Raw genomic sequence first — 25,252 nt, 5'->3', positions numbered from 1 at the left:
GTTCGGCTCGCGGACCCCTTACTAAGGGGCCTCAGTTCGCGGATCCGGGGGAGTAAGGGGCCTCAGGACCTCAGGCCACGGCGCTGTCCCGGACGTAAGCAGGGAGGTTCAGCCACCACGACGCGGCAGCGCGGATTTCGGCGGGCAGCTCGAGATCGTCGCGCACGGTGACCAGCAGCTGGGTTCGGCCCGCTATGCCCAGGCCGTAGACCAGGCCCTTGAGCACGGACAGTTGCGATGCGGCGTGCTGGTGGTGCCAGCCGGCCCGGGAGTGGGCGATCAGGCGTTCCCATGGCCGGTCGTCGCCTTCGCGGTCGAGGTGGCCGATGGTGTAAGCCGCGGTCCGGCTCACGTTCGGATCGATGCCCGGCCGGCCGATGTAGCGCGCGACCGGACCGGCCGCCGATCGGTCACCGACGATGCGGATGGCGTCGATCATCGCGCAGGTGAGTGCGGCGTCCAGCGGCTGCCGGCCGGCCAGCTCCTCGACCAGGGCCCGGGCGATCGGCCGGCTGTACGGGCTCGCGGAGATCAGCATCGTGGTGTAGAGCCGCTCGTCGAAGCTGTCGTTGAACAGCATGTCGTGGGCCAGCGCCGGCAGCATGTCGTCGAAGAAGCCGGAGGGCATGCCGGCCCGGGCGATGTCGGCGAGGGTCGCCGAGATCCGGCGCTGCGCGAACGACGGGTGGGCGAGCGTGTTCGAGCGCTGACCCGCCGCGGCGAGCCGGCGTAGGAACGCGACTTCTTCCGACGCGATTCCGGCCGGCAGATGTGTGACAATTTCGCGCGCGATGAGATAGGCGACGTCGAGGAACGTCGGGTCGGACCGGGTCTGATGCAGAGTTTGAACGATGTACCTGGTTTGCAGCGCGGTGAACTGGCGGTTGCGCGACTTTCGCACACACGCGAGCAGCGCGCCATAAAACGTACGGTCGTTCGTCGGCGTCTTGAGCTGCCGCAACACGTGGTTGCTCGCCTCGGCCGCGTTGCTGCCGTCGAGGATGCTGATGGGTTCGATCGAGATCGGGTTGGCCTTGTCGGCTGCCAGTCCGACGCAGGCGTCGATCGCGGCGTTGTGCGCCATCGGATGCGCCAACAGGCGGTTGAGCGACTCGTATCGCTGCATCCACGCGAGGTTGTGCGAGATCATGCTTTCGGCTGCCAGCCGCTCGGCGACGATCGACCAGGTGCGCCGCGGCAGCAGCACGGACTCCGAGCCGGCGGAGAGATAGGCGGTCAGCTCGTCCCACTGCTGGCCGGTCATGGTGGCGCTCGACATCGCTTCTTCGAGCAGCGACTGGATGCGCTCCTGGGTCTGCTCGCTCGTCAGGTCGGCTTGCCTGCCGAGGACGAGCCTGCCGTCCGAACCGGAGTCCCAGTAGCGATAGATACTGTCGATGACCGACGTGAGCTGGTTGGGTGCGAGACCGAGGAGTTCTTCGTAACGCCGGATCGCGAGCATCGGTGCGCGGGTGCGGGCGTTCTCCCAGCGGGAGATGGTGCTCGCGCTGATCTGCCGGTGCCAGCTCCCACCCAGAAACGCGGCAGCGAACGGCTCGAGGCGGCGGAGTTCTTCGTCTTCGCTGAGCAGCCGATTCACCCGCAGCAACCACGCGACACGATACTGTTGAGTAGGCCAGCCAGGACGGAGCGAAATTGGCTGAGCCTGGTGATATGGGCGCCCTCGACGCGTCTTAGGTGACTCCTCACCCGTTCGCATGGCCGCCATCGTACGGGAGGATGCCCCCACCCGTTGCTTGATTTGTTGCATCGCGTATCCCGGCTGCAAGAAATCGGTATCGCCGGGGAGGCCGGCCCTAGACTGCGACCGTGCCCCGCAGGAGCCGCTGAGCCTGCTCGACCAGGAGCGGGAGCAGGCGATTTGCGGTGAATGCGGTCGGCGGATCATTGGGTCGGCGCGGAGCCACGCGCAAGGGGCGCCAGCCGTGGCCGGCTCTTCCGGCGGTCTCGCGGACGAGCGTACGGCCGCGCCGGCCTGATCCGTCGTCCGGCTGTCAGTAAGGCGATCAACTGTTGGGCCGCGGAACACCTGGGCGGGGTGTTCCGCGAGGTGAGGCGGCGTCCTGCCCGCCGAGGGGCGGTCAGGCCGCCGCCGCGCTGCTGCGTTCCTCAGCGCCGGGCACGTGGAGTGTCTGCGATGTCCGCGGTGCCACGCCGGTCGGCGGCTCGGCCGGCCAGGACGAACGGCATGACGGCAATGCCAGCCGCGGAGGCCAGCAGCCAGCCCGGGGTTTGGAAGAGCCGAGCCTGGACGCTCGCGAGCTCGTACCCGACCGGCAGTGCCAGGATCGCCAGGCTCCGGCGACCCAGGCCGGAGCTGAGCGCGTAGCCGCAGGCGATCGCGCAGAGCGCGAGCATCGGTAGCGCGGCGGACATCTGGTCCGGCGCCCGCCCGAACCAGAACAGGACCTCCTCCCACAGCGTGACGACCGCCAGGAGGGCGGCCCACGGCAGCAGGCGCAGGGGGCTGACCAACTCCAAGCCACGCCGCGGCGACCGGGTCAACGTGAGCACGACGGCCGTGCCGGCGACCAGCACCATCCAGCCGTCGATCGCGAACGGCCCGGCCGAACCGTTCTCGTCCCAGCCGGTCCAGGGCAGCAGGTTGAGCCACAGCGCCCAGGCCGCGAGAACCGCCAGCCAGCGCTGGTTCGCGACGATGGCCATCGTGACGACCAAAGTCAGCAACGGGTCGAAAAGCCGCGCGGGCACCCAGTATCCGGCCACTGACGCGAGCACTGTGGACGTCAGCACCTGGACGAGCAGGGCCAGCGTCCCGACGACGCCGGCCACGGCGAGCGCGTCCCGCCAGGCCGATGCGGAGGCCCGGCCGAACGTTCGGCGGGCGTGCAGCTTCAGTCCGCCCCAGGCCAGGTCGGCGCACTCACTCAGTCCGGGCTTGTACTGCCCCGGCTCGGAGCTCGCGAGCAGGACGCCGACCATCTCGTCTTCGTGGGCGGCCCGGTGGTCGCGTGGGTACCAGGCCAGCAGCCGGCGGTAGTGGTCCTCGAGCGTGCTCATGCCGGATCGCCCGCGGCCGCGCCGCCGCCCGCGTTGGCCTCCTTGCCCCGCTTGCTGATCATCCGGCCGGCGACGGCGAACGGCACGACAGCCAGGCCGAGCAGGGCCGCCATCAGCCAGCCGTCCATGCTGAGGAGCAAGGCCTCGCTGGCCACGAGCCCGGCGACGAGCGGTAGCGCGAGAATCGCCAGGCATCGGCGACCCAGGCTCGAGCTGAGCGCGTATCCCGCCGCGAGCGCGCAGGTGGCGACCAACGGGAAGTGCTGGAACCTTGGCTCCAGCCCCAGACCGACCCCGAACATGGCCGTCTCCCACGCCATGACCATCGTCACCAGCACCGCCAGCGTCAGCAGGCCCCGGGCACCCGCGAGCCGCAAGCCACGCCTCGGCGATCTGGTCAACGTGAGCGCGACGGCGGTGCCGAGGGCCAGCAGGGTCCAGCTGTCGATCTCGTACGGCCCCGGTGAGCCGACGGCCCACGGTGTCATGGCGGGCAACAGCAGCCAGGCCGCCGGAGCGGCCACCCACCGTTGGTTCGCGGCGACGCCCGTGGCGACGGCGACGATCAGCACCACCTGGATCAGCTGGGTGGCCGGGGGAACTTCCCACCTCAGCCAGAGTGCGGTGGAGATCAGCTCCGGGATCATGAGGACGAGCGTGCCGAGAACGCCGGCCACGGCGAGCGCGTCGCGCCAGGACGGTCCCGATGCGCGGCCGAACGTCCGGCGGGTGTGCAGTTTCAGCCCGCCCCAGAGCAGGTCGGCGCGTTCACCGGCAGTCGGCCTGGTCTGTTCCGGTTCGGCGCTCGCCAGCAGGACGCCGACCATCTCGTCCTCGTGCGCGGCCCGGTGGTCGCGCGGATACCAGGCCAGCAGCCTGCGGTAGTGGTTCTCGAGTGTGCTCATGCCTGCCCTCCCGTAAGTCCTATCCGAAGTCTCGCCCTGGCGGCCTTCACGTGGTGGCTGAGCCGGTCCGCCTCCTCCGCCAGGCGGGTGGCGCCGGCGCCGGTGAGCCGGTAGTAACGCCGGGCCCGGCCTTCGTGGATCTCCTCCCGATCGAGCTCGATCAGGCCTTCGTCGGTGAGCCGCTCCAGGGCGGCGTAGAGAGTGCCGGCGCGCAGCCGGACCCGCCCGTCGGAGATGCGCTGGACGTCGGTGATGACGCCATACCCGTGCTGCGGCCCGGCCGCGAGCGCGGTGAGGATCAGGAACGTCGGCTCCTGCATTGGACGGCTGCTCATGCCGTCAGTATATATCGATGACTTGACTATGCAAGTCGCCTGAGCGCCCAGCGGTCACAGCACGAAGCCGACGGGATCTCCGCTCTCGAACGTCAGGAGCCGGACGAGCCGCCTGCCTCCCGGATCGCGGCCTCGACCGCGCTCACCTTGTCGGCCAGCAGGCCGACCGCGCCCACCGCTCGCGCCATGGGGTCGTCCTCCGCGCCGCCGAGGGCCCGCGACCGCAGGTACGCCGCCTTCACCTCGGCCCAGCGCGCGGTCTGGGCGTCCGACAGCCGCCCGCGCAGCTCGGCCAGCTTCAGCAGGTTCGCCTCGGCGCCGGAGGTCAGCGTCTGTGCCTCACCGAGATAGTGGTCGTCGATCACCGCTTCGAGCTCGGCGTCGTTCATCGCCGGCACGATACGTTCGGCCAGCTTGTTCAGGTTGCGGTACGAACCCTGCAACAGGAACGGAGGCTCCGTACGCGACGACTCGGCCTGGCCCGCGGACGCGATGTAGGCCCGGTTCACCGACAGCACGACTTCCTGCACCCGCGAAAGCTTCCGCAACACCGACAGCACCTGCTCCAGCTCCACCGCGGAGTACGGATGCGACAGCCGGTCCGGCTGCACGGACTCGTCCCCTGCCGCCAGCCGGACGAGCAGCGGGACGTCCGCGCGGTCGCGCGTGGACAGCGGCGAGAGCACGGAGTTGGATGTCAGCGCGTTCTCGACATAGCTCAACGCGAACAGCTCGTCCCGCCCCGACAAGACGTCGCCGAGGTTCCAGACGTCGGCCCGGTTCGCGAGCATGTCGGGCACCCGGAAGCGCTGGCCGGACTCGGTGTACGGGTTGCCGGCCATGCACACCGCGAACCGCTTGCCACGCAGGTCGTACGTGCGCGCCGCGCCGTCCCAGACGCCTTCGATCCGGCGCTGGGCGTCGCACAGCGAGATGAACTTCTGCAACAGCTCCGGCGACGTGTGCTGGATGTCGTCGAGGTAGAGCAACGCGTTGTTGCCCATCTCCAGCGCGAACGAGATCTTCTCGATCTCCTGCCGCGCCGTCGCGCTGCGTGCCTCCGCGGGATCCAGCGACGAGACGGAGTGCCCGAGCGCCGGCCCGTTCACCTTCACGAACACCAGGCCCAGCCGGTTCGCGACGTACTCCATCAGCGTCGTCTTGCCGTACCCAGGCGGCGAGATCAGCAGCAGGAGCCCCATCTGGTCGGTGCGCTTGGCATCGCCGGCGGCGCCGAGCTGCTTGGCGAGGTTGTCGCCGATCAGCGGCAGGTAGACCTCGTCGAGCAGCTGGTTGCGGACGAACGAGCTCATCACCTTCGGCTGGTACTCCGGCAGCCGCAGCCGGGCGCGCTCGCGGGTGACCAGCTCGGTCCGTTGCTTCTGGTACGCGCGGTAGGCCGGCACCCGTTTCGCGCGGAAGCGGCGGACGCGCGCCAGTGTCTCGTCGAGCCGGATCGAGAGTCGGCGTTCGGAGATCCGCGGATGCGAGCCGAGCAGGCCCTCGACCGTCGCGGTCAGCGCGGCGGAGGAGTCGTGCCGCGGCAGCTCGGGTCCCCCCAGCTTGACGGCGGCTGCCTCGGCCAGCTCCGGCGAGCCGGTTCCGCCGTCGAACGCCTCGAGCCAGGCCGACACCAGCTGGTGCCGGTCGCCCAGATCGTCGAGCGCCAGCAGGTCGGCGTCGAGCTGCTGGCGGGCGGTGCCGGCTGCGCGGTCGAACTTCTCCAGCAGCGCGCGTACGCCACCGCTGGTGACGAACGCCAACGGCGAGTCGGCCAGCTCCTCGAAGAGGTACTCACCGGCCAGCTCGACCTCGAACGGCAGACCGTTCGTGCCGCAGAACTCCGCGATCGCCGTGCCGAGCTCGGTGCGCAGCTCGTCGATCGCGGGGGAGCCTCCGAACGTCGCCCGTGCCCGGCTGAGCGATCCGGCCCGCGTCGTCCAGACCTGCCTGGCCGCCTCGTCGGTACCGAATGCCCAGAACAGCTGCGCGGCCGCGCGTGCCGCCGGCGGATAGCGCAGCAGGCCCGCGCCGGCCCGCAACCGCAGCAACGCCGCCAGGATCTGCGCCGCGTCGTGGTCGTGCACGCCGAGCTCGTAGCCCTCGTCGTAGCGCGACTCCGCGACCTTGCGTACGGCGCCGAGCAGGTCGTCCTCCACCAGCGATGGCAGGTTCTCCAGCACGCTGACGGCGAGGAACTCGGCGCGGTAGATGTCGGCCGTCTCCGAGACCAGCGACTGCTCCCAGAACGGCTTCGTGGCCTCGAACGTCTCGTCGCGCACCGGCCCGCGGTAGTCGGTGCCGGTGATCGCGAACACCAGCCGGCCGTCCTGCGGCACCAGCGTGAGGTCCAGCGGCTGCGTGTTGACCGCGAAGTCGTGCTTGCCGAGCCGTATCGTCTGACCGCCGGCGCCGAACAGGTCGAGCCGGTCGCGCAACGAGCGGCCGGCCTCCTGCCGGGCGGCCTTCACCCGGCCGTCGAGCTCTTCGGCGCGTACGGAGTCGCCGAGCGCCCGCAGCTCGGCCGCGACCGAACGCAGCTTGGCGATCATCGGGTCGGAGGCGAAGTAGGTGTTGACGTCGTCGAGCGACGCGAGCCCCGCCGCCCGTCGCTGGACGGTCGACAGGATCCGCTCGGCCGACTCCACCAGCCGGTCGGTGCGACGCGTCCGCTCGTCGAGCAGCCTCTGCTTGCGCGCGGACAGCGCTTCGTAGATCTCCGTACGTTTCGCCGTCAGCTGGCTCAAGAAGTCGTCGAACTCCGCGAACCGCGACTCCAGGTTCTCCAGCGACAGCAGGAGCTTCCCGAGCTGCTCGTCACACGCCTCGGGCGTGGACGCCATCGCGAGCGCGCCGGTCACCGACTGCGCCAGCAACGCCAGCTCGGCCGTGAACTCCGCGCGCCCCTCGGAGTCGAGCAGCTCGCGCCGCCGTCCGTCGAGCGTCGCCCGGGCCTGGTTGACGCCGGCCAGCACCTCGCCGATGCGCTGCAGGATCGCCGTGCGTACGGTCGCATCGGCGATCTCGAGCGAGCCGACCACCTCGGTGACCACCTGCAGGCCTTCCGCCTGCGCAGTAAGGCTTTCGGCGACGGGCGCCGCCGCCGCGACCGTCGCGATCGCACCGGCGTCGGCCGTCAGGCGGCCGACAGCCTCGGAGTAGCCGGTGAACGCGTCGGGCTGCTCCAGGAACGCGACCGCGCGCTTGGCCGCCTCGCGGAGCTCGGTGTCCAGCCGCTCGGCCAAGGAGCCGATCCGCGCGGTGTCCACATACCGCAGCTCGCGCAGCGTCTCCAGCTGCCCCTGCGCCTTCCGCAGCTCGGCCAGCTGCGCGACCCAGTCCTGCGCTCCCTTGGGTGCCTCGCCGCGCACGCGCCGGGCCAGCACCTCGACGTTCGCCGCCGCGTCGTCGAGTGCCTTCACGGCCTGGGCCGTCAGCGTCTGGACGTTCTCGAACTCGTCGAGCACCTGCTCGGCCGTGCCGCGGATCTCCGTCAGCGGCAGCCGCAGGTCGCCGAGCTCGGCCTCGCCGAGCCAGTGGTAGCTGTCGAACACCCTGGTGCAGGCCGCGATGATCGCCTCGAAGACCGCCGTCGAAGGTGCCATCTCGCCGATCATCCGCTGCACCGACAGGCAGTCGGAGATGCCGCGGACCAGCTCGGCGTTGCCGATCCGCTCCAGCGGCCCGGTGCCGACCGGCTGCGCGGCCGCGAACGTGTCGGAGACGTACGGCGTGCGCCACACCTGCATCGGGTGTACGCGGGTCGGTTCGTCGTTGTCCGCTCTGAAGACCACGAGCGTGCCGTCGTCGAACAACGAGTAGCCGTGGCAGGGGATCGGGGTGGCGACCTCCTTGCGGATCACGTTGTACGGCAGCAGCAGCGACCGCCCGTCGGCCCGCGCGTGGAAGACGTAGAGCACGTCCTCGCCGTTGGGGGAGCGGATCGCGCGCTCGAACTCCAGGTCCTCGACGTCGGCGTCGAACGTCTTCGCGATGCCGGTGGAGAGGTAGTAGCCGCCCGGGAAGATGAGCCCCTGGTCCTCGGGCAGCCGCTGGCACGCCTGCCCGATGCCGTCCAGGCGTACGACGCTCTTCGTCCTGGTGTTGAAGACCAGGTGCCGCCACTCGGTCTCCTTGTACGGGCGGATCCGCAGCAGCACAAGGGGGCCGACCCGGGCGTAGTGCACGTCGGCGTCGGCCAGGCTCTGCAGCGCTTCGGTCACCGGCTCGCTGTAGATGCCCTCGCCGGTCTCGGTGTTGTTCTCCACCTTGATCGTGAGGTTGCCGCCGATCGTCTCGACGAACACCAGGTCCTCGACCGAGATGTGCGGATGCCGTCCGAGCACGTGTTGTTCGCGGGTGGTCTCCACCCACTCGAAGTCGTGGGCGGGCGGAAAGACGTGGTCGCGTTCGCCCCGGTTGTCGAGGTAGGTGACGCTGCCGTCGACCGCGACCTGCCAGCGCAGCACGCGGATGTCGTCGGCCGCCGCACCGGTCTGGAAGACCGCGAGCAGTTTGCCCTCGACCTGCCGCAGGTGAATGAGGCGCGTTTCCTTGTAGTAGCGATAGAGCTCGCCGAACTCCCTGACGAACGCCTCGTCCCTCAACAGCGCAAGGGACTCCGCGTCCGAAACGACGTCGAACCGGAACGCGTCGCCGTCGCGTACGAAGCGGTGCAGCGAGAACACGTCGTCGACCGTGGTCTCCGTACGCAGGCCGATGAAGACGTTGTAGCCGAACAGCATCGCGTCCGCCCCGGAAACGGACAGAGCGACGATGTCGCGGGGCACGCAGTTGTTCTCGGTACGGATCCGCTCGGTGCCGATCAGCGTCAGTTCCGTGCTGCCGAACGCCGAGAGCCGTTGCTGGTTGAGCGCCTCGGCCCGGCGGGCGAGCTCGGCTGCCTGTTCGGACAGCCGGGCCCGCAGCACCTCGTACGTGCCGGCGTCCAGCCCGGGTTCGGGCTCTGAGGGTGTTACGGCCTGCGCGGTGGTCGTCGTCATCGCTTGGCTGTGGTGATCTCAGCGACCGGCTGGTCGGCGAAGCCGAGTCGTTGCGCCGTCGCCAGCAGTTCCTGCAGCCGGCCGGCGTTCGGCCCGCCGGACTGGATCAGCCGCATCAGCGCGGCCGACACCGTGAGGTTCTTGATGTCGTCGGTGTTGATCTGGCCGAGCAGCGTCGCGAGGTCCTCGGTGAAGCTGGCCGAGCCGTTCAGCCACGGTTTGGCCAGCGTCGACGCGATCTGCGAGTGCTCCATGAAGCCGTCGACGCTCTTGCCGAGGCTGATCGAGCCGACCAGCCGGTCGAAGAACACGCTGTCGCCACCGACGATGTCGATGTCGGCGTTCTCCAGGCCCTTGGCGACAACCGAGGCCTGCGCCTGCGCGATGTCCTTGTGCACGTTGATGCTGGCCAGGCGAATCTCCTTCTCGGCCTCCAGCCGCAGGCGGTACTCCTCGTGCTCGCGGCTCGCCGAATCGAGGGCGGCCATCGCCGCGGCCTTCTCGGTGAGACCTTCGGCCTCGGACTTGAGCCGTGCGCCGACCGCTTCGGCCTCGACCAGCACCTTCTCCTTCTGCACGGCGGCTTCGGCCAGGCCGACCTTCTGGATCGCCTCGGCGTCGCGTTCCTTGACCTGCACCTCGGCCAGGCCGAACGCGGCGGCCTCGGCCTGCGCACCCTCCGCCAGCCGGATCTTGGCACGCGCGTCGAGCTCGGCGGCCTGGTTGCGCGCCTCGGCCAGGGTCAGCTCCTCCTGGGCCTTGTGCTTGGCGGCGGCTTCGGCGGCCTCCGCGGCCTTGATGTCCTTGACCAGTTGCTCCTGCGCCTCGGCCTCGGCCTGGATCACGGTCGCCTGACGCAGCCGCTCGGCCTCCTCGACCGCGCGCAGCCGCTTGATGCTCTCCTCCTGCTCGGCCACGGTCTTGTCGACCGCGATCCGCTCCCGGACGACCTCGGCCACCAGCCGCTTCTCGGCCTCGACCTCCTTGTCCTTGGCGATCGTGGACAGGCCGGTCTCGCGTTCGCGGGCGATCACCTCGAGCTGGCGGTCCTTCTCGATCCGCTCGGACTCGATCGCGATCACGCGTTCCTTGTTCTTGGCCGCGACCGCGATCTCACGCGCCTGGTTCTCGGTCTGGATGCCGAGCTGCTCCTCGGTACGGATGCTGGCGGTCTGTGCCTTCAGCTTCTCCTCGGCGGCGACGCGGGCGATTTCAGCCTCCTCGCGGGACCGCATGGTCTCGATCTCGCGGCGCTGCTTGATCTCGGCGTCGGCCTGCCGGCGCTGCAGTTCGAGGATCGCCTCACGGGCGTCGACGTCCTGCCGGGTGATCTCCTTCTCCCGGTTGCGCTGGTACTCGTTGGTGCGTACGTGCTCGATCGCCGTCAGCTCGGTGATCTTGCGGATGCCCTGCGCGTCGAGGATGTTCGCCGCGTCCAGCTGGTGCATCGGCGTCTGCTCGAGGTAGTCGATCGCCGCGTCCTCGAGGCTGTAGCCGTTGAGGTCGGTGCCGATGACCTGGATGATCCGGTCGCGGAACTCCTCGCGCTTGGTGTAGAGGTCGACGAAGTCGAGCTGCTTGCCGACGGTCTTCAGCGCTTCGGAGAACTTCGCGTTGAAGAACTCCTGCAGGGTGGTCTCGTCGGACGCGCGGGCCGTGCCGATCATGCCGGCGACCTTGATGACGTCCTCGATGGTCTTGTTGACGCGGACGAAGAACGTGATCCGGATGTCGGCACGGATGTTGTCCTGGCAGATCAGGCCTTCGTTGCCGGTGCGCTGGATCTCGATCGTCTTCACCGAGATGTCCATCAGCTCGGCCTTGTGCAGTACGGGCAGCACGACGGCGCCGGTGAACGTCACGTCGACCTTGCGGACCTTGGAGACGATCAGCGCCTTGCCCTGCTCGACCTTGCGGAACAGCCGCGCCACGAGGAGCAGCAGCCCGAGCAGGATGAGTACGACAACGGCGATCAGCACGCCGAAGCCGCTGAGGATGACGTCCATGCAACCCCCTGGTGGTGGTTCAGAGTTCTCAGGTGACAGTTCGATCTGGGTCGAGGCTCTGGTCGTACGGCGTGACCCAGAAGAACTCGCCGTCGATGTCGTACTCGAAGATCAGGGCGGCGCTGCCCGTGGCCAGCAACTCCTGGGGCTCGTCGGCCGCGTGCCGGCGAACCTGGATGAGGGCGGTCGAACCGTCCGCGGCCGTGACCTCGGCCTGTCCGAACCCCGTGTCGACCCGGCTGGTCTTGATCAGGCACAGCTTGCCGACGAAGTCGTGCCGAGAGGGGGCCTTGTCGTCGGGGAACAGGCGGCGCAACGGGAGCACGAGCACGCGCGCGGCCATCCAGCCGACCACGAGCGCGCCGACGACGATGGCGACGCCGATCAGAATCAGCACCACCGTGCCCACCCCGGTGCCGCGCAGGACGACCGTGCCCGCCAGCCCGGCGAACCAGGCGAAGGCGACCAGCAACGACAGGGAGACCGTGACGGGTACGCCGCCCAGTCCGATCCCGGAGATCAGGCCAGCGATGCCCGTGCCGGAGTCCGCGTCGGCGTCAGTGCCGGCGTCAGTGCCGGCGCCGATGTCAGTGCCGATCTCTGGGTCGAGCAGGTCGATGTCGAGCGCGCCGATCAGCACGATCAGCCAGTAGACGATCACGAGGATCATCGCGACGCTGAAGATGACGGCAGGAAAGGAGAACGACGCGTCCAGTAGCTTTTCCACCGACTGCCCTCCCCGGCTGCCCCGGCCCATAGCGTCCCCGAAACGGCCTACGAGCAGGGCAGGAGTATAGCCGTACCCAGGGCCGATCACGCGTGGGCTTTCCACAGCCCAGAAATCGGGCCGAATCTGTCCGAGCCGCCCCAAGCGCGCGAACGTGACACACCGTAGGATGACGGGGATGACGACCGGAAACGACTCCGGCGCCACGGATCCTCAGGGCGCAGCCGATCACAACACCCCGGCCAGCCGGCTGCTGGCGGGTGGTCGCTATGACCTGGGCGAGGTAGTCGGCACAGGTGGCATGGCCGAGGTTCGGCTCGGCACCGACCGCCGACTCGGTCGTGTCGTCGCGGTGAAGATCCTGCTGGCCGGGCTGGCCACGGACGTGACGTTCCAGGAGCGCTTCCGCCGCGAGGCGAAGGCGGCCGGAAAGCTCAACCACCGCAACATCGTCGCTGTCTACGACACCGGCGAGGAGCCCGTCCCGGGCGACGGGACCGGCTCCGCGGTGCAGTACATCGTGATGGAGTACGTCGAGGGGCGCACCCTTCGCGACATCCTGCGCGCGGAGAACAAGCTGCCGCCGGAGCGCGCGGTCTCGATCGTGTCCGACGTGCTGGCCGCGCTGGCCTACTCCCATCGCCAGGAGATCGTCCACCGCGACATCAAGCCGGGCAACGTGATGGTGACGCCCGCCAACATCGTCAAGGTGATGGACTTCGGCATCGCCCGCGCGCTGGGCGACGGCGGCGCCACCATGACCAAGACGTCGGCCGTCATCGGCACGGCGCACTACCTCTCGCCGGAGCAGGCGCGCGGTGAGAAGGTCGACGGCCGCAGCGACATCTACTCCACCGGCTGCCTGCTCTACGAGCTGCTCACCGGCCGGCCGCCGTTCGTCGGCGAGTCGCCGGTCGCCGTTCTCTACCAGCACGTACGCGAGGATGCCGCGCCGCCGTCGTCGATCGAGCCGCGGATCCCGGCGGCGATCGACGCGATCACGCTGAAGGCCCTGCGCAAGATTCCGGGGGAGCGCTACCAAACCGCCGAGGAGATGCGGGCCGACATCGCCCGCGCGCTGTCCGGGCAGGCTCTGCTGCCGTCGGACCCGCGCGGCATCGCGGTGCCGCCGCCCGGCGACGCTCCGACCGGCGAGCTCGACGCGGCCGGCCTGCCACCCGGCGGTGGCGCGGCCGGCTATCCCGAGCCCGCGTACCCCGATGAGGAGCCCTATCCGCAGCGCAAGCGCAGGGCGTGGATCGCGGTCGCCGCCGCGGCCGTGCTCGTGCTGGGCATCGGCGGGTTCATGTTCGACCAACTGCGTCCGCAGGGCGGTGGCGGCAGCACGCCGGGCGGTGTCCAGGAGACCACCCAGGGCTCCACGCAGCCGCGGGAGACCGACACCGGCAACGTCGACGACGGCAAGACCACCGAGCCGAGCCCGTCCGAGACCAGCGGCAACACCTATCCCGACGATGACGACGAGGACACGCCGAAGCCGACACCGACTCCGACGTCGAGCGACACGCCCTCGCCGTCGGACACTCCGACCGACAAGCCGGAGCCGTCGGACACGCCGACCAACACCGACACCCCGGAGCCGTCGGACACTCCGACCGACACGCCGGAGCCGACCGACCCGCCGACCACCGAGCCGATCACGACACCGCCGACCCAGGATCCCGGAGTCGTCCCGAACCGCGCGGTGTGAAGCGGGGCTCGATCCGCCATAGTGTCCGGCATGGACTTTCCTGGGCTGAGGGCTGTCGCCGACCGTGCTGCGCTCTATTCGGGGCTGCGCCAACTGCTGATGGGCGAGTATCTCGAAGCAGAGCTCGGCGAGTACCGCTGGAACATGGACACCGAGCAGGGCACGTTGACGTTCTCGCCGACAGGTGGTGGGCAGCCGATCGTCACCAGGGCCCACCTGGTGGCCAGCATCGCGCCCGGGCCGCGGTCGATGTTGTGGGGCTGGGCGCATCCGCAGGCGGGCCCGGACAGCCCGGTCGGGCGGATCCGGGAGCTGGGGGAGCAGCACGGCATCCGGGAGCTGACCGAACCGGAGCTCCCGTTCGCGACCGATGCGGTCGAGGAAGCACTGCTCGACGAGATCGCGGCGCTGGCGCATGTCGTCGGAGCGGTCGCGGTCGAGGCGACGCGGATGAGCCCGTACTACTCCGTGCCGGCCGGTGGTGGCACCCGGTTCGTGTTCCTGCTGGAGGGCATCGAGGTGCCGGAGCCGCAGATCCTGCAGGTCGTGAGCCGGACGGTCCACGTCCTTGGCGCCAGCGGTGTACTCGACCAGCGGTCGGCGGTGATGGGGCTGGCGCAGCACACCGGCTGGCGCATCGCGTGGACCACGGACGGTTCGACCGTCCGCCTCACCGACCCAAGCTCAGGCGAGGCGACGTTCGGCTTCGACGAGCACGGCCGCGTCGGCGAAATCACCGGCGACCTGAAGGCGGCCGGACAGCACTGAGGCTGTTCGCACAGCGGCAATCCAGCGGCAACCCGGCAGCTCTTGAACCGCGCCTGGCTCTGTGATTGTTTTTCAAGTATGCGCAGAAGACTGTTGGTTCTTGCTGCCACCGTGCTGGCGGTCGCCGGCGTGGCACTCACACCGGCCGCGGGCAACACCGCGGAGCCGTTGTCGTACGCGGGTTTCCGGATCGTGCGGGCCGTCCCCGGCGAGCCGAGCGCGCCGGAGATCACGCTGCCGGAGGGGTACGCGTTCGTGTCCGGGGCGCAGTACAGCGTCGCCAGCCGGGCGGAGTACTACACGTTCGTCCAGGGGCCGCGCAGCGACGCCGGCATCCCGGTGACCGTGAGCTGGCCGGGCGTACGGGTCAGCGACATCGTGTGGCGCGACAGCCACCTGGGGATCGAGCGGGTGGAGGGCGAGCCGTACACCTTCTCGTTCACCGTGCCGGTGACCGCGACGTCGACGAACGCCGAGCAGCCGACGATCCAGGTCTGGAGCTCGATCCCGACCGCGCCCGGCATCCAGTGGCGGATCGAGCACAACGACCCCGATCGGGCGGCCGGGCCGTGGACCACGGTGCCGTGGCCGGCCGGTCAGGTGAAGTCGGTGATCAGCTACCTCGTGGCGAGCGAGGCGATCCTTCGCGACTCCGGTCTGGCCGCGACGGCGGCCGCGAAGGGGCACACGTGGTACCTCATGGGGTTCGAGACCAACAACACGCTGCACGCCGACAACCCGCCGCACTGGCACCTGGCGTACTACGCCGGTGCGAACACCAGCGCGCGGGCGTACCTGCCGCACTTCTGGTTCGACGAGCAGGGCAGGAACTTCTACAACGGCATGGACGTCAGCGGGCAGGGGCGGCAGAAGTACTACGCCGGTGATCCGTCGCCGATGTACGACTTCGCCGGCAACCTGGTGGCGACCACGATGATTCGTTCCGACGGTGGGCTGGACATCACCGCGCCGGACGGGCGGGCGTACTCGATCACGCCGGGGCGCGACGGCACGTTCCTTCGCGAGGTCAACGTGGTCCGGGACGGCCGGGCGTGGCTGCGGATCCAGACGTGGGACGAGGTACGCGCCGGAGTGATGGCCTTCGCGGTCACCGACGTCCAGCGGCCGCGGGACAGCCGGGTCGAGGTGCATCGCTACGACCGGCTGACAGGCGTGCTCGCTGGGTAGGCTCCGGGCGTGAGCACCTCCAACCCTGTCGTGGCCCGGCTGATCGACGCGATCAACGCCGGCGACCGAGATGCGTTCCTGGCCACCCTCACCCCGGACGCCACGTTGTCCGACGACGGGACGCAGCGCGACCTCCAGCAGTGGATCGACCGCGAGATCTTCACCGTCGACGGGCACTTCACCGTCGAGCGCGAAGAGCCGGGCGGCCTCGCGATGCGAGTGCGCTTCCGTAACGACACGTGGGGCGAGATGGCGACGTTCTGGCGCTTCGAGGTGACGGGCGACAGGATCAGCCGGATCGAGACCGGGCAGGCGTAGGGGCTTTACAGCAGCTCGGACGCCTTCGCTCGCAGCGACTCCAGGATGCCGTCGACCCAGCCCTCGGACAGTGACTCCGTACCCCGCCAGGCGGCCTTGTCGCAGACGTGGAACCGCAGGTTGCCGATGTTCCCCACGATCGTCAACCAGGGAAGGGCCTCCAGCGCGGCCGGTTTCAGCTCGCGAACCCGGGTGTAGCCGGCAAGGAACGCGTCGGCGAACGGTGTCGACAGGCAGCCGGCCAGGTCCGCCACCCGCCAACCCTCGGCGGCCAGGTCGAAGTCGTGGATCGTCAGGCCCTGCGGGGTGAGATGCACGTTGTCGAGCGAGACGTCGCCGTGCCGGATACCCCACTCCAGGCCCTGCTCCGCCAGCTCTCCGATGCGGTTCCGCGCCAGCGCGCCGAGCTCGCTCACGACGGCCTGGTCGTCCGGCCGGCCGGCGAGTGCGGGGAGGACTTCGGCGAGTGGCTCGTCGAGGGTCTGCTCGAGGTCGAACGGCCTTCTGTAGCGGGTGGTCCGGAAGCTGTCCGCGGCGTCGTGCAGGCGTGCGAGGAGCGTGCCGTACTCGTCGTAGAGCTCGTCGGTGAACGGCTTCCGCGGCTTCCGGCCGTCGACGAACTCCGTCATCGCGAACGGGCGTGGGCCTTCGGAGGCGTCGAGCACATCGACGAGCTCGCCGCCGGTGAGCGGCACGGCTCCGGACACCGCGATCCCGCCGGCCGCGAGGTGGGCGATGAGCTCCTGCTCCCACGCCACTTCTTCCGCCGACCAGCCGCCGTGGTGGTAGATCTTCAGCACGTACCGCCGGCTAGTTGTCGCGACCTCGTAGACGTCGTTGACGAACGAGCGGATCAGGGTGCAGCCTGTGACGTCGAGGCCGTAGGCGCCTCTGACGGTCTCGGCCACCGTTTCCGGCGTGAAGAGCGAACGCAGGACTCGCGACATAAGGGCCGACGATAGGCGTGCTGCCGACGTGGGCGCAGCTGGTTTTACTAGAGTCGGCGGCATGAGCGCACCGTTCGACTTCAATCCGTACGATTTCCTGGCGCCGGTTCCCTCGTTCACGCTGACCAGCGAGGACCTCGTCGACGGGCAGCCGATTCCCATGCGGCACGTCTCCGGAATCTTCGGCGCGGGCGGTGAGGACATCTCGCCGCAGCTGTCCTGGAGCGGGTTCCCGGCGGAAACGAGGAGTTTCGCGGTCTCCGTCTACGACCCCGACGCGCCGACGACGAGTGGGTTCTGGCACTGGGCTGTCTACAACATCCCGGCGACCGTCACCGAGCTGCCCGCGGACGCCGGCGGCGAGGACGGCGCCGGCCTCCCGGAGGGCGCCAAGACGGTCGCGAACGACCCGCGGATGAAGCGCTACATCGGCTGCTTCCCGCCCGCGGGGCACGGTCCGCACCGCTACTTCTTCGTCGTCCACGCGCTGGATGTCGAATCGCTGGACCTGCCGGACGAGGCGAGCTGTGCGTACTTCGGATTCAACATCAACGCGCACGCCATCGCCCGGGCCACGATCGTCGTGACGCACGAGCAGAAGTAGATGCTGAGCGTTGGTCTCACAGGCGGCATCGCCTCCGGGAAGAGTACGGTCGGCAAGCTGTTGGCGTCCTACGGCGCCATCCTGATCGACTCCGACGTACTCGCGCGCGAGGTGGTCGAACCGGGCACCTCCGGCCTGAGCGAGATCGTCGCCGCGTTCGGCCCGGACGTCCTGGCGGCGGACGGGTCGCTGGACCGCGCCAAGCTCGGCGCGGTGGTGTTCAACGACAGCGCTGCCCGGCGCCGCCTGGAGTCGATCATCCATCCACGGGTGCGGGCGCGCGCCTCGGAGATCCAGGCGGCCGCACCTGAGGGCGCTGTGGTCGTCCAGGACATCCCGCTGCTGGTGGAGACCGGCCAGGCCAGCCGCTTCGACGCCGTCGTAGTGGTCGACGCGCCGGAGGAGGTGCAGCTCGCCCGGCTGGCCGAGCGCGGCTTGTCAGCCTCGGACGCGAAGGCCCGCATCGCCGCCCAGGCCACCCGCGAACAACGCCGGGCGGTCGCCGACCACGTAATCGACAACTCCGGCGACCTGGAGTCGCTCGAACGCCAGGTCCGCGCGGTCTGGGAGCGCCTCACCGGCGGCTAGGCAGTGTTTGTTCGACCGCCGGGGTTGCGCCTGCGAAGACGACGGTGCGATCGGGCTTGATGGTGAGCGGCGCGTGGAGGATCCGCTCACCGGCACCCCGAACCCATCGCGCTGCGAGTGCATCCGGCGGCCGCACACCGTTCGGTCGGCGCGGGAGCTCAGCCGGGGCTGCCGCAGCCTCGCCACCCGCGACGCGACGAACCTCGGTCGTGCGTTCGGAGCCGCGCCGCCCAGGTCGCCGCAGCCTGCCAGCACGGCCGATGGAGCTCATGCGGCTGGCTCGGCCCGCGCATGCCGGCTTGCCGGGCAGCGTCGGCGGGCAGCCTGACCGGCCACGGCGGAACGCAACCAGGCCAACTGTTGCCTCGTCACCGGCGGCGTCGCGTGGTGGCGGCCTCGGCCGATCCGCGGCAGCTCGACCGACCATGCTCGGACTCGCCGGAGCGTAGCCGGGCCGCCGTTGCCTCGCCACCGGTCGCGTCGCCAGGTTGCGGCTCCGGCTGCTCCGCGGCCGCTCCGACCGCGCGGACTCAGGTCGGCGCTGTCCGCCAACGCGGTCGGTGCGGCTCGTACGGCTGCGCTGAGACCGTGCGGTCCCCACCCGCGCGGAACCGGGCAGCCGCCTGCCGCTTCGAGCTTCCGCGCGGCCGTGCGCTGCCTGCGCGCTGCTACTTCAGGCCGGCTTCGTGCATGGAGCGGAGCTCGCGCTTCAGTTCGGAGATCTCGTCGCGGAGGCGGGCGGCCAGTTCGAACTGGAGTTGTTCGGCGGCCTCGTGCATCTGGTTGCTGAGCTCCTGCACCAAGTCGGCGAGGTCGCTGGCCGGCATGGACACCAGGTTCTTCGCGTGGGCGCCGGCCTTGCTCTTGCTGCCCAGCTCGGGCACCGGGGCCTTGCCGCGGCTTTGCTGGCGTGCGGCGCCGCCGAGGACCTTTTGGGTGTCGGCGTCTTCGCGGGCCAGCATGTCGGTGATGTCGGCGATCTTCTTGCGCAGCGGTTGCGGGTCGATGCCGTGTTCGGTGTTGTAGGCGACCTGCTTCTCGCGGCGGCGGTTGGTCTCGTCGATGGCGTTCTGCATGGACGGGGTGATCGAGTCGGCGTACATGATCACCGTGCCGGAGACGTTACGAGCCGCGCGGCCGATGGTCTGGATCAGCGAGGTGCCCGAACGCAGGAAGCCCTCCTTGTCGGCGTCGAGGATCGCGACCAGCGACACCTCGGGCAGGTCGAGGCCCTCTCGCAGCAGGTTGATGCCGACCAGCACGTCGAACTCGCCCATCCGCAGCTCGCGCAGCAGCTCGACCCGGCGCAGCGTGTCGACCTCGGAGTGGAGGTAACGGACCTGGATGCCCTGCTCCATCAGATAGTCGGTGAGGTCCTCGGCCATCTTCTTGGTCAGCGTGGTCACCAGCACGCGTTCGTGCTTGGCCTCGCGCATCCGGATCTCGTGGATCAGGTCGTCGATCTGGCCCTTCGTGGACTTCACCACGACCTGTGGGTCGACCAGTCCGGTCGGGCGGATGACCTGCTCGGTGAACACGCCCTCGGTCGCGTTCATCTCGTACGAGCCCGGCGTCGCGGACATGAAGACCTTCTGGTCGATCCGCTTCAGGAACTCATCCCATCGCAGCGGCCGGTTGTCCATCGCCGACGGCAGCCGGAAGCCGTGCTCGACCAGCGTGCGCTTGCGGGACGCGTCGCCTTCGTACATGCCGCCGATCTGCGGCACGGTCTGGTGCGACTCGTCGATCACCAGGAGGTAGTCGTCGGGGAAGTAGTCGAGCAGGGTGTACGGAGGATCGCCGGCCGACCGGCCGTCGATGTGCCGTGAGTAGTTCTCGATGCCGGAGCAGGTGCCGATCTGCTGCATCATCTCGATGTCGTACGTGGTGCGCATCCGCAGCCGCTGCGCCTCCAGCAGCTTGCCCTGCTTCTCGAGCTCCTTCAGCCGGTGCTCGAGCTCCTCCTCGATGTCCTTGATCGCCCGCGTCATCCGCTCCTCGCCGGCGACGTAGTGGGTCGCCGGGAAGATGTGCGCCCGCTCGTCCTCGCGGACGATCTCGCCGGTCACGGGGTGGAGCGTGGTCAGCCGCTCGACCTCGTCGCCGAAGAACTCGACCCGGACGGCCATCTCCTCGTACGCCGGGAACACCTCGAGCGTGTCGCCGCGCACCCGAAACGTGCCGCGCGTGCCGGCGGCGTCGTTGCGGGAGTATTGGCTCTCGACCAGCCTCCGCAGCAGCCAGTCGCGGTCGATCTCCTCACCGACCCGCAACTCCACCGCGTGGCGGTAGTACTCCTCCGGCGTCACCAGGCCATAGATGCACGACACCGTGGCGACCACGATGGTGTCGCGCCTGGTCAGCAGCGAGTAGGTCGCCGAGTGGCGCAGCCGCTCGACCTCGTCGTTGATCGAGGAGTCCTTCTCGATGTAGGTGTCGGACTGCGGGACGTACGCCTCGGGCTGGTAGTAGTCGTAGTAGGAGACGAAGTATTCGACGGCGTTGTTGGGGAAGAACTGGCGCAGCTCGTTGGCGAACTGCGCGGCCAGCGTCTTGTTGGGCGCCATCACCAGCGTCGGGCGCTGCACCTGCTCGACCACCCACGCGATCGTGGCGGTCTTGCCGGTGCCGGTCGCGCCGAGCAGCACGGTGTCTTTCTCACCCGCGACGAGCCGCTCGGTGATCTCCTTGATCGCCTGCGGCTGGTCGCCGGATGGCTGGAACTCGGAGACCACCTCGAACGGGGTCTTCTTGCGGAGGATGTCGGTGTCCGGGCGCATGGTTCACACCGTACGCCGGGGCACCGACATAGCTTGCGGGAGCGCCTGGGCGGCTGCTCAGAGCGTGACGTCCGGGCTGCCCTTCGCGCGTACCACGGGCCGAGCCAGTAAAGACCGTCGTTGTCCTCGTTCCACTGCACGTAGCCGTCGGCGGTCCAGGCGCCGGAGGCCGGCGAGCTGATCTGGTACGCGCACGACGTCGAGCCCGCCGATCCTGCTGAGAAGCCTGTGCATGCTGCCCACCTCCAGTCGCAGAGACGGTCATGTTCCGTTGACAATCGTCTACGGAAATAGGCTAAGGTTCGGAAAAAAGTCACGAGCTGCTAGTTCAGTCACCATCCGGCCCGGAAGTCGGGCCGCTTCCTCTCACATGGAGCAGCTCGGGAACGATGCGGAGGCCGCGAGCAGCCGCACGACCTCCGCCGACCATGCTGGCAGGCTGCGCCGACCTGTGTGCCCGAGTCCGAGGACGGTCACCAGCGCGGCCCTGTCTGCGCTCCGGCGAAGTCCGAGCGTGGTCGACCAGCCGCGGGACGGCCGCAGCCGCGACACCGCGGGTGGTGAAGTGGCCGGCCATGACCGCGGGAGGCTTGGCGGAAAGCCGGCTCCGGCTTGGCTGGCCGCGCTGCCTGGCTCTCGACCGGCCTAGAGCTCCGACAGGTCGTGGATCAGGATGCGGTGGGCGAACTCCAGCAGCCCCGCCTGCGTGACCGGCTCCAGCGGGTCGTACGCCTGCCCGTCCTGCCGGTACGAGCGCGGCGGCATTCCGTACGCCCCGCGGAAGCGGCGCGAGAAGTGGTAGGGGTTGGCGAAACCACACGCCGACGCCACCGCGAGCACCGGCAGGTTGCTGCGCTGCAGCAGCGTCGCCGCGCGGGCGAGGCGGATCATCTCGACCGCCGCGACCGGGCCGAGGGCGTACTCCGCGCGGAAGAGGCGGCTCAGGTGGCCCGGCGAGACGCCCGTCGCCGCGGCCATGGCCGCGAGTGAGAGCGGCGGCGTCTGGCCGCCCCGCCAGGCCGAACGAAGGTGGTCGGCCAGCCTGGCCAGGTGCTCGGGCAGTGGGTCGCCCGAGGGCAGCGGGCCCCGGACGAACAGGTCGAGCAGCCACCCCAGTACGTCACAGGCCCGGCCCAGCCCCGCGGGCGTCCCCGCCAGCCACAGCAGGTGCCGGCACAGCGCCGCGAGCGGGTCCGACGCGGTGAGCGGCCGCGTCAGCGGCCAGTCGCGAGCCACGCCCAGGCCACCCGGCCGCAGCAGCCGGAAGTGGACGAATCCGTGCTTGGTCGGCCCCGAGGTGTCCCACTGGAACTCGTCCCGCATGCCCGGCTGGGCCAGCAGCAGCACCCCCGGATGCAACAGCTCGTCGCGCCCGTCGCACAGCCAGCGAGCCTGCCCCTCCAGCAGCCAGACGAACTCGAAGTTGTGCAGCGTACGCGGGCCGAACGTCGCGCCCGGTGGGTAGTGCGCGATCTCCGGTCCCGCTTGGATTTCCAGTCGGTAGGTCACTATCAGATAGGTTATGGCGCCTCGTGGGCATGGCGTTCCGCAGCCCGGCCAAGCGACACTGCAAACGACAGGTATTCGCGATGGAAGGATCAGGCATGTCGGCTGCGACCACCACGACCCCCTCGGTCGTCCTGCACCAGGACGTGTCGGACGCGTTCGTCGAGCAGTTCCGGCGCGACGGTTTCGCCGTACTCGAGGGCGCCTTGACGCCTGCCGAGGTCGCCGACATCAACGCCGAGATGGTCCGGCTGTGCCGCGGCGAGCTCGGTGCGGTCGGCGGTGAGTTCCAGGCCGACCAGGCCGGCCCCGACGAGGACGTGCTGCGCCGCTACCTCTGCATCCACCAGCCGCACAAGATCTCCGACGTCTACCTGCGGGCGCTCGCCACGCCGCGGATCGTCGAGGCGCTGACGAACGTGATCGGGCCCGACGTGAAGGCCATGCAGTCGATGGTGTTCATGAAGTCCGAAGGCAAGCCCGGCCAGGCCTGGCACCAGGACGAGTTCTTCATCCCGACCCGCGACCGTTCGCTCACCGCCACCTGGATCGCGCTGGACGACGCGACGATCGAGAACGGCTGCCTGTGGGTGCTGCCGGGCTCCCACCGGCCGGGCATCATCTACCCCGACCGCGACCAGGACGACGCGCGGTTCGACTGCTCGATCGAGGCGTTCGACTTCCCGTACACCGACGCCGACGCGGTTCCCGTGGAGATCCCCGCCGGCGCGGCCGTGATCTTCAACGGCTACCTCCTGCACCGCTCGCTGCCCAACTCCGGCAAGCACGCATCTCGGGGTCCGGGGTCGCCCCCGGGATGGAACGGTCGGCGCGCGCTCGCCAACCACTACATGAGCGCGTCGTCGCTGCTGCCGTGGTTCTCGCCGAAGGACGGCACGCCGATCGGTCAGCTCGACTACCGCGACATCGTGCTGGTCGCCGGTCGCGATCCCTATGCCTACAAGGGCCTCACCGACGTGGCCAAGCCCCACGTCCGCCCCGACGGCGAAGGTGGCTGCGACCGCTAGGCCGACCCCTGGATGGCAGCCGGCTCGCCCTCCAGCACCACCTGGAGGGCGAGTTCCGGCGTCTGGTCGAGCAGCTCGAACGCCTGCCCGGCCTGGCCGAACGGCAGCACGTGACTCACCAGCCGCCGCAGCTCCAGGCGTCCCGGCACCGCGAGGTCCATGACCGTACGCGAGAGCCGTAGAGCGTCCCAGCGGTACGACAGCGCCGGTGCCACGCCGCTGATCTGCGAGCACACCACCTGCACACGGTTGTGGTGGAACTCCTCACCGAGTGCCAGCGCCTGCGCACCGCCCTGGAAGAAGCCCGCGGCGACGACCCGGGCGGAGTACGCCGTGGAGCGAATCGCCTCGTGCAGTGCGGCGTAGTGCCCGCTCACCTCCAGCGACACGTCGGCACCGCGCCCGTCGGTGAGAGCATGCACCTGTTCGGCCACGTCGCCCGAGCCCGCGTCGACGGTCTCCGAGGCGCCGAGCTCGCGGGCCAGCTCCAGCCGCGCCGGCAGCGTGTCGACCGCGATCACCCGGGCGCCGTTCAACCGGGCCAGCTGGGCCGCGATCTGCCCGGGCACGCCGAGCCCGAACACCGCCACGGTCTCGCCGACGTGGATGTCGGCGTCCAGCACGACGTTCAGCGCGATCGCGCCGATCTGTGAGAAGACGCCGAGCAGGGGATCGGCCCCGGGTGCGAGCAACCGGTCCTTGACGTACTCCTCGCTCTTCACCGTGAGCCCGCGATGCCCCCACACGCCCCAGACCACCTGCCCGGGCCGCACCGCCGTGACCGCCGATCCGACCTCGACGATCTCGCCGACCTCCTCATAACCCCAGCCGTCGACGGGGTACTCCATCGACGTCGAGCCGGGTACGAACAGCCGCTGCCCGGAGTCCCAGCGCTTGTTGAGATAGGGATTGGAGCCGCGGTACGCGGTGAGCTCCGTGCCCGCCGAGATCCCGGAGTAGAGGGTGCGCAGCCGCACCTCGTCGGCGGCCAGCGGTGGATCGGGCTCCTCGACCAGGCTGACGGTACGCGGCGCCTCGAACCTCACGACTGTGCCCATGGCCGAATCTCCTTGTCACCAAGCCGATTCCGACCATCGCAGCTCGCCGGTGAGCGCGGCACCCGGCTGACCGGAGCCGGACCGGCCAGTGCCGGTCAGTGCCGGTCAGAACAGGCTCAGGCCCGCAGGCCCGCGAAGATGATGGCGAGCGTACGTTCGCGCAGGTTCTGGTCCCAGCCGGCAGCCAACGCGGCCTGGCAGGTCCCGGTCAGCAGCGCCATCACCTCCGGCAGCTGGACTTCCGCACGAACCGCGCCGGCGGCCTGCGCCCGCTCCAGCAGCCCGCCGACCGCCTCCTTGAAGCGGCCGATCGGCTTGTCGGCCTGAAAGTCGGCTCCCGATCGGACCAGCAGGTCGACCACGGTCTTCCGGCGCGCGGCCAGCTCGACCAGATGGGTGAAGAACTCGAAGAACGCCGTCCCCGGATCGCCCTCGTCGGCCAGCCGGCCGGCGGCGACGAAGACGTTCTGCAGGCTGGCCTTCATGATGGCCGCCAGCAGGTCTTCCTTGGTGGGGAAGTGGCGGAACACCGTGCCGATCCCGACACCGGCCCGGCGTGCGATCTCCTCGGTCGACGCCGACGGGCCGAGCTCGTCGAACACCGCCTCGGCGGCTTCCAGCACGCGCGCCCGGTTGCGCCGGGCGTCGGCCCGCAAGGGCTTCTCGGACACGATCGCTCCCATCTTGACAAACGGAGTCGCCACTCCGTATTGTCCGACAGAAGCGGAGTGACCACTC

20 protein-coding genes are annotated in these 25,252 nt (G+C 69.6%); 7 read left to right on the top strand and 13 right to left on the bottom strand.

Annotation, left to right across the window (positions count from 1 at the left end; all coding sequences use genetic code 11):
• Window positions 1-70: 70 nt before the first annotated feature.
• The 7 genes from ACYVF6_RS42640 to ACYVF6_RS42610 all read right to left on the bottom strand — a co-directional run bounded on the left by ACYVF6_RS42640 (window position 71) and on the right by ACYVF6_RS42610 (window position 12,018).
• Window positions 71-1,600, bottom strand: a complete 1,530-nt coding sequence (locus ACYVF6_RS42640; protein WP_460531564.1) for a hypothetical protein — start codon at window positions 1,598-1,600, stop codon at window positions 71-73.
• A 530-nt stretch (window positions 1,601-2,130) separates the two neighbouring features.
• The gene (locus tag ACYVF6_RS42635; RefSeq protein WP_460531561.1) at window positions 2,131-3,042 is read right to left on the bottom strand and encodes a hypothetical protein; all 912 of its coding nucleotides are present in this window, start codon (window positions 3,040-3,042) and stop codon (window positions 2,131-2,133) included.
• A complete protein-coding gene (locus tag ACYVF6_RS42630) occupies window positions 3,039-3,947 on the bottom strand; it encodes a hypothetical protein (protein ID WP_460531558.1) in 909 nt (302 codons plus the stop codon). Before ACYVF6_RS42630 ends, ACYVF6_RS42635 begins: the two co-directional genes overlap by 4 nt.
• Window positions 3,944-4,282 carry a PadR family transcriptional regulator gene (locus tag ACYVF6_RS42625; RefSeq protein ID WP_460531555.1) on the bottom strand — a complete coding sequence of 113 codons (339 nt, stop codon included), beginning with the start codon at window positions 4,280-4,282 and terminating at the stop codon, window positions 3,944-3,946. The genes ACYVF6_RS42630 and ACYVF6_RS42625 overlap by 4 nt, the downstream gene beginning before the upstream one ends.
• Window positions 4,283-4,374: 92 nt before the next feature.
• Complete coding sequence (locus ACYVF6_RS42620) at window positions 4,375-9,285, bottom strand: DNA repair ATPase (RefSeq protein WP_460531552.1); 4,911 nt, start codon at window positions 9,283-9,285, stop codon at window positions 4,375-4,377.
• Window positions 9,282-11,291 (bottom strand): flotillin family protein, encoded by a 2,010-nt coding sequence (locus tag ACYVF6_RS42615; protein WP_460531549.1) that lies wholly within the window; start codon window positions 11,289-11,291, stop codon window positions 9,282-9,284. The genes ACYVF6_RS42620 and ACYVF6_RS42615 overlap by 4 nt, the downstream gene beginning before the upstream one ends.
• A gap of 28 nt (window positions 11,292-11,319) precedes the next feature.
• A complete protein-coding gene (locus ACYVF6_RS42610) occupies window positions 11,320-12,018 on the bottom strand; it encodes a hypothetical protein (RefSeq protein WP_460531546.1) in 699 nt (232 codons plus the stop codon).
• A 178-nt stretch (window positions 12,019-12,196) separates the two neighbouring features.
• On the opposite strand from ACYVF6_RS42610, the gene ACYVF6_RS42605 reads away from it, so the two are divergent.
• The 4 genes from ACYVF6_RS42605 to ACYVF6_RS42590 all read left to right on the top strand — a co-directional run bounded on the left by ACYVF6_RS42605 (window position 12,197) and on the right by ACYVF6_RS42590 (window position 16,003).
• Window positions 12,197-13,729 carry a protein kinase domain-containing protein gene (locus ACYVF6_RS42605; protein ID WP_460531544.1) on the top strand — a complete coding sequence of 511 codons (1,533 nt, stop codon included), beginning with the start codon at window positions 12,197-12,199 and terminating at the stop codon, window positions 13,727-13,729.
• A 30-nt stretch (window positions 13,730-13,759) separates the two neighbouring features.
• Window positions 13,760-14,497 (top strand): DUF6882 domain-containing protein, encoded by a 738-nt coding sequence (locus tag ACYVF6_RS42600; protein WP_460531541.1) that lies wholly within the window; start codon window positions 13,760-13,762, stop codon window positions 14,495-14,497.
• A gap of 78 nt (window positions 14,498-14,575) precedes the next feature.
• Window positions 14,576-15,685: a hypothetical protein gene (locus tag ACYVF6_RS42595; protein WP_460531538.1), complete on the top strand. Its 1,110-nt coding sequence runs from the start codon at window positions 14,576-14,578 to the stop codon at window positions 15,683-15,685.
• A 9-nt stretch (window positions 15,686-15,694) separates the two neighbouring features.
• Window positions 15,695-16,003, top strand: a complete 309-nt coding sequence (locus ACYVF6_RS42590; RefSeq protein WP_460531535.1) for a nuclear transport factor 2 family protein — start codon at window positions 15,695-15,697, stop codon at window positions 16,001-16,003.
• Between the two features lie 5 nt (window positions 16,004-16,008).
• On the opposite strand, the gene ACYVF6_RS42585 is transcribed toward ACYVF6_RS42590, so the two are convergent.
• Window positions 16,009-16,950 (bottom strand): phosphotransferase enzyme family protein, encoded by a 942-nt coding sequence (locus ACYVF6_RS42585; protein WP_460531532.1) that lies wholly within the window; start codon window positions 16,948-16,950, stop codon window positions 16,009-16,011.
• 61 nt (window positions 16,951-17,011) lie between these two features.
• Between ACYVF6_RS42585 and ACYVF6_RS42580 the strand changes: the two genes are divergently transcribed.
• Both ACYVF6_RS42580 and coaE read left to right on the top strand, forming a co-directional pair.
• On the top strand, window positions 17,012-17,554 hold the full coding sequence (locus tag ACYVF6_RS42580) for a YbhB/YbcL family Raf kinase inhibitor-like protein (protein ID WP_460531528.1): 543 nt from the start codon (window positions 17,012-17,014) through the stop codon (window positions 17,552-17,554).
• Window positions 17,555-18,142, top strand: a complete 588-nt coding sequence (gene coaE, locus ACYVF6_RS42575) for a dephospho-CoA kinase (RefSeq protein WP_460531525.1) — start codon at window positions 17,555-17,557, stop codon at window positions 18,140-18,142. It begins immediately after the preceding gene.
• Window positions 18,143-18,810: 668 nt separating this feature from the next.
• On the opposite strand, the gene uvrB is transcribed toward coaE, so the two are convergent.
• The 3 genes from uvrB to ACYVF6_RS42560 all read right to left on the bottom strand — a co-directional run bounded on the left by uvrB (window position 18,811) and on the right by ACYVF6_RS42560 (window position 22,431).
• Window positions 18,811-20,922, bottom strand: coding sequence for an excinuclease ABC subunit UvrB (gene uvrB / locus ACYVF6_RS42570; RefSeq protein ID WP_460531522.1), 2,112 nt, complete (start codon window positions 20,920-20,922; stop codon window positions 18,811-18,813).
• Between the two features lie 57 nt (window positions 20,923-20,979).
• Entirely contained in the window at window positions 20,980-21,156 is a 177-nt protein-coding gene (locus ACYVF6_RS42565) for a hypothetical protein (protein ID WP_460531519.1), read from the bottom strand.
• 411 nt (window positions 21,157-21,567) lie between these two features.
• The gene (locus ACYVF6_RS42560; RefSeq protein WP_460531516.1) at window positions 21,568-22,431 is read right to left on the bottom strand and encodes a helix-turn-helix transcriptional regulator; all 864 of its coding nucleotides are present in this window, start codon (window positions 22,429-22,431) and stop codon (window positions 21,568-21,570) included.
• A gap of 95 nt (window positions 22,432-22,526) precedes the next feature.
• On the opposite strand from ACYVF6_RS42560, the gene ACYVF6_RS42555 reads away from it, so the two are divergent.
• A complete protein-coding gene (locus tag ACYVF6_RS42555) occupies window positions 22,527-23,456 on the top strand; it encodes a phytanoyl-CoA dioxygenase family protein (RefSeq protein WP_460531513.1) in 930 nt (309 codons plus the stop codon).
• On the opposite strand, the gene ACYVF6_RS42550 is transcribed toward ACYVF6_RS42555, so the two are convergent.
• Both ACYVF6_RS42550 and ACYVF6_RS42545 read right to left on the bottom strand, forming a co-directional pair.
• A complete protein-coding gene (locus ACYVF6_RS42550; RefSeq protein ID WP_460531510.1) occupies window positions 23,453-24,514 on the bottom strand; it encodes a zinc-binding dehydrogenase in 1,062 nt (353 codons plus the stop codon). The two genes, ACYVF6_RS42555 and ACYVF6_RS42550, sit on opposite strands and share 4 nt — an antisense overlap.
• 116 nt (window positions 24,515-24,630) lie before the next feature.
• Window positions 24,631-25,185: an SbtR family transcriptional regulator gene (locus ACYVF6_RS42545; RefSeq protein ID WP_460531507.1), complete on the bottom strand. Its 555-nt coding sequence runs from the start codon at window positions 25,183-25,185 to the stop codon at window positions 24,631-24,633.
• Window positions 25,186-25,252 lie beyond the last annotated feature (67 nt).

This window comes from Flindersiella endophytica, from assembly GCF_054779015.1.
The sequence above is the reverse complement of the archived record's forward strand: the minus strand, read 5'-3'. Positions and strand labels throughout refer to the sequence as shown.